Annotated in this window: 9 protein-coding genes; 2 read left to right on the top strand and 7 right to left on the bottom strand. The window is 67.8% G+C overall.

All coding sequences use genetic code 11. The annotated features are described in order from the left end of the window. Positions 1 to 192: 192 nt before the first annotated feature. The 7 genes from ACG0Z3_RS06005 to ACG0Z3_RS05975 form a co-directional block, all read right to left on the bottom strand. Positions 193 to 489, bottom strand: a complete 297-nt coding sequence (locus ACG0Z3_RS06005) for a hypothetical protein (RefSeq protein ID WP_394396242.1) — start codon at positions 487 to 489, stop codon at positions 193 to 195. Between the two features lie 23 nt (positions 490 to 512). Then, the gene (locus ACG0Z3_RS06000) at positions 513 to 6,437 is read right to left on the bottom strand and encodes a two-partner secretion domain-containing protein (protein ID WP_394396240.1); all 5,925 of its coding nucleotides are present in this window, start codon (positions 6,435 to 6,437) and stop codon (positions 513 to 515) included. Continuing rightward, positions 6,430 to 6,942, bottom strand: coding sequence for a ShlB/FhaC/HecB family hemolysin secretion/activation protein (locus ACG0Z3_RS05995; protein WP_394396238.1), 513 nt, complete (start codon positions 6,940 to 6,942; stop codon positions 6,430 to 6,432). The genes ACG0Z3_RS06000 and ACG0Z3_RS05995 overlap by 8 nt, the downstream gene beginning before the upstream one ends. Further along, positions 6,911 to 7,423: a POTRA domain-containing protein gene (locus ACG0Z3_RS05990; RefSeq protein ID WP_394396237.1), complete on the bottom strand. Its 513-nt coding sequence runs from the start codon at positions 7,421 to 7,423 to the stop codon at positions 6,911 to 6,913. Before ACG0Z3_RS05990 ends, ACG0Z3_RS05995 begins: the two co-directional genes overlap by 32 nt. A gap of 182 nt (positions 7,424 to 7,605) precedes the next feature. Then, entirely contained in the window at positions 7,606 to 8,379 is a 774-nt protein-coding gene (locus ACG0Z3_RS05985) for a head GIN domain-containing protein (protein ID WP_394396236.1), read from the bottom strand. Next, complete coding sequence (locus ACG0Z3_RS05980; protein ID WP_394396234.1) at positions 8,376 to 9,119, bottom strand: LytR/AlgR family response regulator transcription factor; 744 nt, start codon at positions 9,117 to 9,119, stop codon at positions 8,376 to 8,378. The genes ACG0Z3_RS05985 and ACG0Z3_RS05980 overlap by 4 nt, the downstream gene beginning before the upstream one ends. Before the next feature lie 139 nt (positions 9,120 to 9,258). Next, positions 9,259 to 10,362: a sensor histidine kinase gene (locus ACG0Z3_RS05975; protein ID WP_394396232.1), complete on the bottom strand. Its 1,104-nt coding sequence runs from the start codon at positions 10,360 to 10,362 to the stop codon at positions 9,259 to 9,261. Between the two features lie 158 nt (positions 10,363 to 10,520). Here ACG0Z3_RS05975 and ssb point away from each other — a divergent pair, with 158 nt between their 5' ends. After that, positions 10,521 to 11,075, top strand: coding sequence for a single-stranded DNA-binding protein (gene ssb / locus ACG0Z3_RS05970; RefSeq protein ID WP_394396230.1), 555 nt, complete (start codon positions 10,521 to 10,523; stop codon positions 11,073 to 11,075). Positions 11,076 to 11,357: 282 nt separating this feature from the next. Beyond that, complete coding sequence (locus ACG0Z3_RS05965; protein ID WP_394396228.1) at positions 11,358 to 12,233, top strand: PEP-CTERM sorting domain-containing protein; 876 nt, start codon at positions 11,358 to 11,360, stop codon at positions 12,231 to 12,233. Positions 12,234 to 12,354 lie beyond the last annotated feature (121 nt).

The following is a 12,354-nucleotide window of genomic DNA, read 5'->3' as shown; positions in this document are numbered from 1 at the left end:
CTTCAGCGCCTCGTTGTACGCCTTCCAGTTCGTCGTGCGGTACTTCGTCCGCTTCCTGTTCTTCGCTTCTGCCTCTGTCACGCCGTCAGTCTATGGCTGACGGCGGGGCGATTTGCGCAACAAAGCCCTACGCCAGTGTTGCAGTTGGGATTTGAAATCCGCCCCGTCTGGCGTTGGGATTATGCCGTTTGCTTATTGATTTGCGCAACAAAGCCGTATCAAAGAATAAGCCTGCTCAGCCAAGAATCCAATATACATAACCCACATTCCGGCAAGCTTGATGGTCCTCGGGATGCCGCCCGCGTCTGGCGTATAGGCGCCTATTCCAAAGAACATCGATTTTCCATTCCGAAACGCCCACGTATTTTGCGCAACAAGCAAGCTCGAAACAATTATCAGAATCGGGTTTCCAATCTCACACACCAACAACGCAGCCACCAAAAAGGCCAGCAGAACAGCACCCACAACAGCACAGATCAAGCCAATCATCTCAAACGATGCTTTTTGCATAACTATTGCCCTCGTGGACCATTTTTTGGCGGAGAGTACGGCAAAGGCGCCGGCCATTTAGGTGCCGGCGAACTAAAATCCTTGATCAACGGCTTAACGAAGGCGTCCCAGCCTCCCTGCAGATCAACAAAGGCGTTAAAGCGTGCCGCATTACCTGCCGAGTGCCCCAGCAATGAAACTATTACGCTCGCACTCACATTCTGAGCCGCCATCTTCGCAACCTCAGTTTTTAGATCTGAATCTGTTATGGCGGCGCCAATATTCGCCACGGTGCCGATGCTTGCGGCCACCCCACCCACGACTCCAGTCGGAGAAACTAAAATTCCTATATTTGCAGCCTTGTTCATGTCTTTGAATATTTGCGCATCGGCTGCCGCCAAATACAATTTGCTCGCCGCATCGCTTCTGTCGATGTTGTGCGCACCGGCAACACAGTCAGCAGTCGCACAAGGCCAGTATTTTGCAGAATATTGCTTTCCATCGAGAACATAGTTAATAGTATACCGCCCTTGGGCATCTAGGGGCAAACCAGTCCTCGTGTCGCGCGGCTGCCCAGGCGAAGCGGCTTCGGGCGGCAGCGCAAACATGCGCGGCATGTATACCGAGCTCAACCCACCTGTCTGTTCTTGCAAAAACTTTGTCGCCTCAGGCGATACGGACCTTAGTACTTGCACGAGCTTTTGCCCGTCGGCGCCGACCGTCCATGCCGCATTGGGATCAAAGATCTCCTTTTCCCAATTCGGTATATTTACTCGCATTCCTGCTGAAATATCTTCACCGAGCGCCCGATTTCCCAACGCGCGCATCGCGTCCTCAATCTGAGCAGCAGTAAATCTTCCTCCACTTCGGGCTGCCAAAGTTTGAGCTAGCGCGCGTTCGTCAGGATGCAACTGCCGATTGTTCGCATCTGCATTGAACGCCGCCGCCGCACCGGCCGTGCCGCCGACGCCTGCCCCAGCCACCGTCACCGCCAGGTTCTTCAGCGTGTTGATCGCCGTGGGGTCGGTGATGCCCAGGCTGGTGACGACCTTATCCATCGCGTTCAGCGCCAGGCTGCCGGCGATGTTGCCGGTCGCCCCCGGCGTGCCGAAGGCGATGCCGCCAATGGCCGTGTGCAGTGCGCTGCGGTACAGCCCGCCGTCCTTCCACTTGTCCGCTTCAGCGCAATCCTTCTTGTCAGGGCACGCATCAAACGCTTCTTTGTACTTGGCCCCCGCGTAGTCCCCCGCCGCCTTGTAAGCCGCCTTCCCGAACGCCGCCGTCACCGCCACCCCGTCGCGCAGCTCCTGCGTGGCCTTGGTCTTGTCAAACGTGTGCAGCAACGGCTGGTGCAGGCCGCTCGGGCTGGTGCTCAGGCTGGTACGGTCCTGGTAGACCCTGGCATCGACGGCGTTGATGCGGCTGTCCAGCGCCGCAATCTCGCCACGCAGGGCTTGCACGGCCTGGTTCCATTCCTGCCATCGGCTGTTGTTGCCGTAGTAGTCGGTGCCCGCCCCAACGCCCACTTCCACTGGCGCCGGCAGGCTCGCCGTCGTGGTGGCCGCCTCGGCTTTCCCCGGCACACCCAGCACGCCCGGCCGCACGCTGTCCACCGATGGCGACGGCGCTCCCTGCACGTTGTAGTAGCAGTCGTCGCACGGCGGCGGCTCGCTCCACAGCAGTTGCTCCAGTTCGCTTTGCTTTTGGCTGCGCTGTGCCGCCAGCGGCTCCCGCTGGGCTGCCTTCATGGTCGCTACCCGCGCCGGCTGCAGGTCCGCTCGCGTGAGGTGCACGCCGCCGGCAATGCTGCTGCGGGTCGTGAAGGTCTCCTGGGTGTCCAGCCGCGCAAAGCCCATGGCGCTGCCTGCGGTGCCGCCGCCGGCCGGGGTGACGCTGGTGCTCAGGCTCACGCTCCAGCTCTTGCCTGAGACCACATCCCGGTTGGCCACGTCCTCGTGCGTCAGCGTCTGGGTCTCGAAGTAGTTCTTGCTGGCGTCTGCCTTGCTCGCCACTGCCGCGCCACTCAGATGGGTGTGTCCCCACACCTGTACGTCCAAACCGCGCGTGCCCGCCACGATGGCGCTTTGCTGCTTGATGGATTCGTACTCGGCCAGCAGTCTGAGCTGGCTGGCGCTGAGCCCCAGGCTGGGGGCGCCAATGCTCCCGCCGGGGATTGGGATACTCACATTGATGCCCCAGCTCTGTTCCTTGGCCTGGTAGAAGGTCTCGTCCTGCGGGCTGACGAGGCTGAGGTTGCCCCCAACACGGTGGCCGACATACACCTGTGCTCGTTCGCCGGTGGCCTTTGCGCCGCTCAGGCTGGTGTCTCGTCCGCTGAACATGCTCAGTTCGCCGCCGGCCGTCAGCTCGCTGTTGAAGAACGTCGTGCCCCAGCCGTTGCTCCAGGCGTTGGAGCGGCTGGCGGCGAGGTTGACGCTGAAGCCTTGTGACGGCCCCCCAATTCCGAAGCTGATGCCCACCGATGCCGAGCTGCTCGTGCGTCTGGTCTGCTCGCTGTCCCGGCCGACTGCTGCCGTCAATGTCAGGTCGCGGTCTGCGCGTACGCTGAGGTTCTGGCTGGCTGTCACGCGGCTGCCGATGAGGTTGATGTCGCCGTTGTCGCCGGTGCCGGTGGCGGTGAGGCTGGCGTTGCGCCCCGCGTTGATGGCGGACTCGATGGGCGTGCTGGTCTTGCTGAGGCTTTCGAAGTCACTGGCGCTGGCGCCGATGCTGGCGCTGAAGCTCCAGCCGCCGGCCGTTGCCGCGCCCGACAGCGTGTCGGCCTTGAGCAGATTCTCGAAACTCGTGTAGTTGTTGTAGATGGTCAGCCCGCTGGTGAGCAGCGCCATGGCTTGGTGGCGGCCGTTCTCGGTGCGCTTGGCGACACGGTTCATCTCGCCGACGGTCTGCACCGCGCTGACCAGCGGGCTGGTGGCCGCCAGCGTCAACCCGCTCTGCCGCTCCCGCACGATGTTGAGCACACTGCGGGTGTTGTTGTTGCTCTGCAGCGTGATGTTCTGCGCAGCGATGTGGATGTCGCCGATGGGGGCGGTGATGTCGCTGGACAGCTGCAGGTAGCTGCCCCCGGCCGTGGCCAGCACATCGCCGGCCAGGCTGCCCACGCTGGTGCTGGCCTGGCGGGTTTCCTGGGTGCTGGTGATGTCGCTGCGGCTCTTGGAGCCGATGGTGATGGACAGGCCGCCGTTGCCGAAGATGCCGCTCTTTTTGACCGCGCGCGACTCGTACGCATAACTGGCCTCCTGCGTGGCGAGCAGGTTGAGGTCCTGGTCAGCGTGCAAGCCCACGGCGCCATCGGCCATGACGAGGCTGCCGACGATGTTGAGATTGCCGCCGGCACCCAAGGAGACCGAGCGGCCGCTGATGTCGCTGGGGTTGGCGGTCTCCTCCAGGCTGGTCTTGGTGATGTCAGTGACGCGCTTGCTGAACCACTTGCGCTTGACCTCGTAGAAGCGCTCGTAGGTGGTGTCGGTGGTGATGTCGTGGGCGACGTCCAGGTCCCGCGCGGCCACCAACGAGACGTGGCCGTTGTTGGACTCGATCTTGGCGCCGGTGATGAAGAGCTTGCCCTGTTCGGCACCGGTGCCGCTGGCCAGCAGCGCGACGTCGCCGCCGGCCACCAGGCGGGCCTGCACCAGGTTCTCGGTGGTGGGCATCAGGGTGGTGTTGCCGTTGACCGTGACCTCCTTGGTCAGGTCTTTGCGGGCCAGCAGCGCAACGCCGTTGCCCTGCACGGCAATGCTGCCGCCGGCCTGCACCTGGGTGCCGTCCAGCGTGACGATGCCGCCGGTGGACTGCAGGGCCACCGAACCGCCCGCGTCCAGCGTGGTGCGGGTGTAGCGGGTGAGGTCGCGCGTGGTGTTGCCTTCATAGACGCGGCTGCTGCTGGAGGTGGGTGACAGCGTCAGGTCAGCCGCCGCTGTCATGGCCACAGAGGCCCCGGCCTTGAGGCTGCCGGCCTTGTAGGTCAGCTCGCCGCCGCTGTTCAGGCGGATGTCGCCCGTGGCCTGCAGCGTCAGGGCATCGGTATCCATAGCACCTGCGGAGGCCAGCATCACGTCGCTGCCATTGACTGTGCCGCCCGTCCAGTTGACGGCAGCGGCGGACTGCACCAACGCCAGGCCCGTGCTGTCGACGGAGGCGCCCGCCGCGCTCACGCCCTGGGCGCTCACCACAGCGGCACCGCCGGCCGTCGTCTTGAGCGTGCCGGTAAAGCCCAGGTTGCCGGCGGCATCCAGCGTCAGGCCGCCTGCGCTCGCCTCCAGCCGGCCACGGATGTTGACGCCCGGGCCGGCCTCGTTGGCCAGCAGGTAGATCTGGTTGGCCAACATGCCGGCGGCGGCGCCAATGTCGATGGACACGGCGGGCTGGGCGTCGCTGCGGCCTTGCGGCGTGGCCGCCAGCGTGGTGTAGCTGACCTGGTTGGGGCCTGCCACGGCGTAGATGGCGCTGTTGCCGGCCGGCAGGTTGACCGGACCGTCCACCTGCACCGCGCCACCGATGAGGTCCAGCGAGCTGAGGCTGCTGCCGTTCAGGCCGCCCGCGCCGATGGCGACCGTGCCGCCGCTGACCGAGAAGCCGTCCAACGTGGAGCCCACCAGCGGCCGGCCGCTGACCAGGCTGGCGCGGTGGGTGTTGATGAAGCCGCAACCATTGCAGGTGATGCCATTGGGGTTGGCGATGACGACGTCGGCCGGCATGCCGAACACTTCGATGCCACCGGCCAAGGTGCTGGCGGCCGTGCTGGTGACTTCGTTGACGATGAGGCGGGCCTGCGCGGCCGGGTTGCCGGCAAACAGCACATTGCCGCCGATGGCGCCGGCCAGTTGCGAGGTCGCGGTCGTGGCAGTGGCGAACTTGGCGTCGGGCTTGGGCGCCATAACCGGGATCTGGCAGCGTGCGCAGGGGCGTGGCTCGGGAGGGGGCCGGGGTGTGGGAGTCGGCGCGGGGGTGGGGGCCGGCGGGGGCGGCGGCGCGAAGCTGCCGGGCGCGGCCGTCGAGTTGTTGAGCACCAGGCCTGCGGCGTTCACGTTGAGCTGCGTGAACAGGTTGTGCGACACGCCGGAGCTGTTGGCTGGCGCGATGTGCACGACGGTGGTGCCGTTGCCTGCCGTGTCGATTTTGGGCTTGCGGCCAGCGGGCGCGTTGGCTTCGGCCGTGGCTTGCGCCCAGGCTTGCGGCAGGCCGGCCGGCGCCAGCGCGTGAAGGCCACCCAGCAGCAGGATGGCCTGTGCGATGCGGGTCTTGGTGCTCGTCTGCTTCATGGTCTCTCCCTGAGATTCAGTAACTTGCATTGACGCTGGCATACAGCACCGCCGAGGACGCCTGAAAGCCGCGCGGGTGCTGCAGCGGCGCGGCCACGGCAATGTCGACGGCCAGCCCCCCCCCAACTTGCCACCCACCTGGCCACGCAACCCGGCGGCTGCACCGGCGAGAGTGCGCCCGCCCGGCGCGCCGCCGGCCACGCGCCCGATGTCCAGCGCCGCATAGGGCTGCACGGCCCAGCCGGCGCGCCACTCGATGCCCGGGCCACACCAGTCCTGCTTGAGGCTGACCTGTTCGCGGGCCGCGAGCAGGTCACGGGCGTCAAAGCCACGCACCGTCCAGCGCGAGCCAATGACCGGAAAGTCGGCACCGCTGGCGGGGTCGCGCACACCTGCCCAGGACAGGCGCAGCTCATGGCGCCAGCTGCCCCAGCCCCGCTGCCAGCCGATCTGCGCGCGCGCCGTGCGCGCCAGCGGCGGAGGCTCGAGAGCCACGTCGTCGCCGAGCGGCCGGCGGGTGCCGACGCCTTGTTCGTAATCAAGCTGAAATTCGCCACTCTCGCGACGCCACCAGCCGTTGAAACCCCAGTCATGCGAGCGCAGGTTGCGCCGCTGCAGCACCAGCTCCACGTCGTCGATGTGGTTGCGCGTGCGGCGGTCACTCACACCCAGCCACACGGCCCAGCGCGCCCGCGCTGCGAAACGCCGTCCACTGCCAGCGGGCCTGCCACCCGGCGTCGTGGCCGTTCTCGCTGAAGGTGGTGGACAACCCCTGTATCGGCCGTGAATGCTCGCTGCGCGTGCCGTTGAGGCTGAACAGGTGGTATCCCCAGGGCAAGGTGTAGCCGAGCATGCCGGTGCGCTGCATGGGGCCACCGCCGCCTTGCAGGTTGCTGGACACGTAGGCCGTGAGCTGATCAGCCAGGCCCAGTGGTGCGTCCAGCACGAAGCTGAGGGAGCCCTGCAGGCGGCCGAATTCCCGCGTGCCGGCGTTGTCGGCACCAACGCTGAGCCGCCAGCGTCGCCCGCCGGGCGCGGCCATCACCAGCACGCTCTCGTCAGCAGCTTCGGCGGCCTCGATCTGCATCTGGGCCGCCTGGCTGGACAGCCGGGCCAGGTTCTCCAGCGACTGCTCGATGTCACGCAGGTTCAACACCTCCCCCGCATGCACGGCCAGTGCATTGCGGCTGGCAGCCTGCGCTGCGCCGCGGCTCTCGATGCGGGCAATGCGCCCCAGGTGCAGCGCCAGACGCAGCGTGCCGTCTGCGACGGTTCTGCGCCGGCAGGCTGAGGCTGCTGGTGACATAGCCCAGCGCCACCAGGCGCGCCTCCAGGTTGCGGCGCAGCCGGTCGATGCTGTCGGCGCCCAGGCAGGCATCGGTGAAGGCGCCCAGGTCGGTGAGCACCACGTCCAGAGCCGCCGGTGCCGCCGACGGCGCCAGCCACTGCACGCGCTGGATCGGAAAGCACGGCGACTCCGCCCTGACGGGCTCCAGCCAGGGCGCCTGCCTCGCGCCCGACCATTGCGGCGCCTGGCGCGATTGCGCCTCGCGGATCTGCTGGGTGCGCTCGCGCTCCAGCGCCTCCAGCTGCTCACGGCGGTCCTGAGCGTGACCGGCGCTCAGCGCCAACGCCAGGCCGGCGCCCCACAACCGCCTTCGCCACAACCGCCACGCGCACCCGTGGCGCGCCCTCGCCTGCTCCACACGCCCTCCCTCACGGCCGCAGCGTCTGGGAACTACTTGGCCAAACGGGAGGGATTCTGATCAGCCATGCCAGCTTGTGCCCAGGAGACTTCCTGTCCCATAAGCCAGCGACGGGCGACCCCGCAGGCTCAGCGCTTGTCGCCCTTGCTCGAAATGCTGCCCATGCCGGACACCGAGCGCTGCACAGCGGGGCTGCCGAAATAGTCCACCGAGCCCACACCGGAGATGTGGGCGGACAGCTCGTCCGTGACCCACAGCACCACGTTGCCGATGCCGCTGACGCTGACCCGCGCCTTGTGTGCCTGCAGCCGGTCTGCCACCACCTTGCCCTTGCCAGAAATCTGCAGCGACAGCTCGTCCGCTCGGCCGCCCAGCTGACCGTCACCGGCACCGCTGATGCCGAAACTCAGCTGGCGCACCTGCAGTTGGTCCAGCCGCACGCTGCCGGCGCCGCTGATGCTGAGCTTGAGCTGGTCAAGCTTCAGCAGCCCGGGCGCGTGCAGGTCGCTGGCGCCCGAGACCGACAGCTGGCTGAGCTGGCGCATCTCCACCTGCACGAAGGGCTTGTCCGCATGCCAGAACTTCCAGCCCCCGGCCGGCTGGATTTCCAGCCGCCGGCCGCGCAGGCGCAGATCCACGCCCTTCTGCACCTCGTCATCGCCGGCCACGAAGACCTGGTCCCGCTCGCCCAGCACCAGCACCACACGCGCCGCGCCGCCCAGGTCCAGCCGGTCGAACTCGCCCGGCGTGTAGACGCGGCCGGGCCCCGGCGGCAACGGTGGCGCCGGGGTCGCGGGCAGCGCCGCCGGGGCGGCCGGCGCGGGCAGGGCGGGCGCCGCCGCCGGGGGCTGCGCCTGGGCGGCACCGGCCGCCAGCAGCAGGGCGCGCAGCAGCGCCTTCACAGCGACTGCTCCCGCAGCATCTTGGAGACCTCGCGGTTGGCCGTGATGCGCGTACCGTCGCGCAGCTGCACGACGAGCTGCGAGTTCTCGTCCGGCGTCAGGCTGTCGACGAAGTCCAGGTTGACGATGCAGCCGCGCTGCACGCGCAGGAAGCGAGTCGGGTCCAGCCGGGTCTCGAAGTCCGCAATCGGCAGGCGCACGAGGAAGCTGCGGCCGCGGCTGGTGATGGCGGTGTACTTGTTGTCGGAGCGCAGGCACTCGATGTCGGCCACCTGCAGCGGGAAGATCTTGCCCTGGTCGCGCACCAGCAGGCGGGTCAGCGGCGCGTCCGGCGGGGCCGTCAGCGCCTGCGCCACCTCGGGCGTCAACGGTGCCGCATCGCGCAGCGCATGGGCCACGGCCTCGTCGAAGCGCTCGCGCGAGAAGGGCTTGAGCAGGTAGTCCACCGCGTGCAGCTCGAAGGCGGTCAGCGCATGCTGGTCATAGGCGGTGGTGAAGATGATGCGCGGCTGGCTGGCGTCGCCCTGCAACGCCTGCACCACCTGCAGCCCGTTCAGGCCGGGCATCTGGATGTCGGTCAGCACCAGCGCGGGCCGCAGCGCGCGGATCTTCTCCAGCGCCTCCTCGCCATCCTCGCAGACGGCCACCAGCTGCAGGCCCGGCGTGGCACGCACCCAGTCTGCCAGCGCCTCGGCGGCCAGCGGTTCGTCTTCGGCGATCAGGACGGTGGTCGTACTCATGCGAAGGCACTCCGGGATTTCTTGGTGATGGACGCAAAGCCACCGGTCGAAGTTGCCCAGCGACTGCCGTGGAACCGGCTTTGCCGGGCCACTGGCAGTGCCCCCTTGAGGGGGCGCGCGAAGCGCGTAGGGGGTGGCCTCATGCCTGTGGGATGAAAAGATCGACGCGAAAGCCCGCGCCAGGGGCCGTGTGGATGCGCAGCCGGGCCTGGCCGCCGTAGTCCAGCGAGAAGCGCTTCTGCAGCGCCGCCAGCCCGACGCCACGGCGCTGGCCGGGCTTGGGAGCCAGGGCCTCGGGCGCGCAGCCGGGGCCGTCATCGGCCACGGCGAGCTCCAGGCCCTGGTTGAGCGCGTTGCGGCGCGCGGTGATGGTGACGGTGCCGCCCGCGCGGCGCGGTGCCACGGCATGCAGGATGGCGTTCTCCACCAGCGGCTGCAGCGTCAGCGGCGGCAGCTCGTCGGCCATCACGCGCTCCTCCAGCTGCCAGTCCACGCGCAGGCGCTGGCCCAGGCGCAGCGCCTCCAGCGCCAGGTAGTCGCGCAGGAAATCCACCTCGTCGGTCAGCATGACGCGGTCCTCCGTGCCCCGCTTGGTGTCCAGCACGTAGCGCAGCATGGACGCGAACTGCAGCAGCGCCGCCTCGGCCTGCGCGGCGTCCTTGCGCGTCAGCGCGATCAGCGTGTTCAGCGTGTTGAACAGGAAATGCGGGTTCAGCTTGCCGCTGATGGCCGACAGCTCGGCCTTGGCCAGCGCACTCTCGGCCTGCGCCGCCGCCACCGCCGCCGCCCGCACCGCCCGCGCCTGCAGCACCGCCGTGAACGCGGTGACGATGGCCGCATACACCACCAGCCCCCACACCGAGCGCCACAGCAGCCCGGCCATCAGCACGGCGCCGGCATGGTCGCCGCCGAACAGCAGCGCATTGACCGCGAACTCGCCGGCCTGCCACAGCGCCGCGAACGCCACGGCCGCCAGCCCATGCGCCATGGCCGTCGCGCCGGGCTGGGCATCGCTGGCATGCAGCCGGCGCGCCACCGGCCACACGGCCACGCCCAGCAGCATGGGCGCCCACAGCATGGTGGTGGCCTGGTAGACGGCCAGCCAGAACGGATCCAGCCCGCGGTCGAACTCGCTGCCGGCCAGCACGAACAGACACCAGGCCAGCGCGCAGCAGCCGGCATAGGCCAGCCACATCCGCCGGTTGGGGCGGGGCGGGGCAGGGCGGAGTCCGAGGGTGTCCATGCATTCATCTTAGGGAGCCCCGGCACGCGGCCGGCGGCTGCGGAGACGAAGTGCGGGCCGCCGGGTGCGGGATGCGGTCTGCGGGGTGTTGCTGACGGTGCACGGCCCCCCGCCCGGCATAATTCGCCCCCTTCCCCATCGAAATTCAGGCGAGCGTCATGGCCAGCGTCAACAAAGTCATCCTCATCGGCAACGTCGGCAAGGACCCCGAGGTCCGCTACAACCCCAGCGGCGGCGCCTGGGTCACGCTGAGCCTGGCCACCACGCGCAACTGGAAGAACCGCGAGACCGGCGAGCGCCAGGAAGAGACCGAATGGCACCGCGTCGTCTTCAACGACCGCCTGGCCGAGATCGTCGGCGAGTACGTCAAGAAGGGCCGCCCGCTGTACGTCGAGGGCCGCCTGAAGACCCGCAAGTGGCAAGACAAGGAAGGCCGCGACACCTACACCACCGAGATCATTGCCAGCGAGATGCAGCTGCTGGGCGGTCGTGAAGGCGGCGGTGGTGGCGACGAAGGTGGCGGCGGCTACAGCCGTGGCGCCGGCGGTGGTGGCGGCTACAGCCGCGGCGGCGATGCCGGTGGCGACGACTTCGGCGGCGGTGGCCGCCCGGCCGCCCGCCCGGCCCCGCGCCCCGCGCCGCAGCGCGCCCCGGCCCCGGCGCCCAAGGCGTCGACCGGCTTCGACGACATGGACGACGACATCCCTTTCTGAACGGCACCTGCCCGCACAAGACCCGGCCCGTGGCACATGCCACGGGCTTTTTTTCGCCTGCACTGCGTCGGGGCTGGCCAAGACCGGGGCGGTGCCTGTCGCACCAAGCCGGCACCGGCTCACACCCCGGGTCGCACAGCGGCGAAGACGGGCTTCACCAAGTCTTCCCCTCAGAAGCCCCCGGGTTACCCCCTGTCCGCAGGGGGAGGCGTGACAGAGTTGGCACGCATCCCGCTTTATTCTCATTGCCCATAAATTCAAACCAATTTCCAGGGGGTTTCCATGAGCTTCAAGCCTGTCATCTCGGCTCTGCTGGCCACGGCTGCGTGGCTGAGCGCGTCGCCGGCGGCTGCCGTTGTTGCTGCGCCTGCAACCCCGCAAGTCAACGTGGAGATGACAGCCGTTGAGTACAACGGCCTGACGTCGGACACACCGGCCTTCATCAGTCCGTCCACCACCTACACGGTCGCGACGGACTACAGCACCAGCTCGGTGACGACAAACAGCACCATCAGGCGAGTTTGGGAAGCGCCCACCGAAACCACGGCGGGCCTGGCCTATCTGTACGACGTCGCCGAGACGACGACGACGGTCACCGACCACATGGCCTCGTACGACCACTACAGCTGGGGCCAGCAGCTGAACACCCCCGATGTGTCTGGCACGAAGTACGTGACCTTCAGCGCCACGATCGAGTCCAGCGCCATGACGTCCGTCTGGCTGAACGTCTACACCACGGGGAGCTACACGCCCGCGTCCAGCCCCTTCGGCGCCAGCGTGCCGGCGCTGCCGTCGTTCTACTTCCGCATGGCAGGTGAATCCTCCTGGACACTGCTCAGCGCCTATGGCTCGACCTCCGCCGAGTCCAGCACGTTCGGCACCGAAGCCAGCTTTGGGCTGAAAGTCCTGGACGGCTCAACGACCCACATCCAGTTTGCTGCCGTCGCCGGCAACGGCATTGCCCTCGATGCGCTCAGCGTGTCGATGGGTCAGGGCTACTACAACCCGTTCGATCAAGTGCGCAGCGTCACCACCACCACCACCGAGACGCTGGTCGGCGCCGAAGTGCTGGCCCCCGTGCCGGAGCCCGAGACCTACGCGCTGTTCGCCGCCGGCCTGCTGTTCGTCGTGATGCGGCTGCGCAACCGCAACCGCTGAGCGCCGGGGCAACCGCCCCTGCCGCCCTGCCTCGAAGCCCGGCCACCGTGCCGGGCTTTTTCATGCCCGCGCCGAATGACACCCGCACGGCACACCCTCCCCTGAAACCGCGACAGGCAAG

Source organism: Pelomonas margarita (assembly GCF_043555875.1).
Taxonomy (GTDB): domain Bacteria; phylum Pseudomonadota; class Gammaproteobacteria; order Burkholderiales; family Burkholderiaceae_C; genus Pelomonas; species Pelomonas margarita.
Note: the sequence above shows the minus strand (reverse complement) of the source record. Positions and strands in the feature narration are given on the sequence as shown.

What these genes read in the sequence shown, in the direction of transcription:
- ACG0Z3_RS06005 (WP_394396242.1), bottom strand. Translation starts at nt 489, where the DNA reads ATGATTGGCTTGATCTGTGCTGTTGTGGGTGCTGTTCTGCTGGCCTTT.
- ACG0Z3_RS05980 (WP_394396234.1), bottom strand. Translation starts at nt 9,119, where the DNA reads ATGAGTACGACCACCGTCCTGATCGCCGAAGACGAACCGCTGGCCGCC.
- ACG0Z3_RS05975 (WP_394396232.1), bottom strand. Translation starts at nt 10,362, where the DNA reads ATGGACACCCTCGGACTCCGCCCTGCCCCGCCCCGCCCCAACCGGCGG.
- ssb (WP_394396230.1), top strand. Translation starts at nt 10,521, where the DNA reads ATGGCCAGCGTCAACAAAGTCATCCTCATCGGCAACGTCGGCAAGGAC.
- ACG0Z3_RS05965 (WP_394396228.1), top strand. Translation starts at nt 11,358, where the DNA reads ATGAGCTTCAAGCCTGTCATCTCGGCTCTGCTGGCCACGGCTGCGTGG.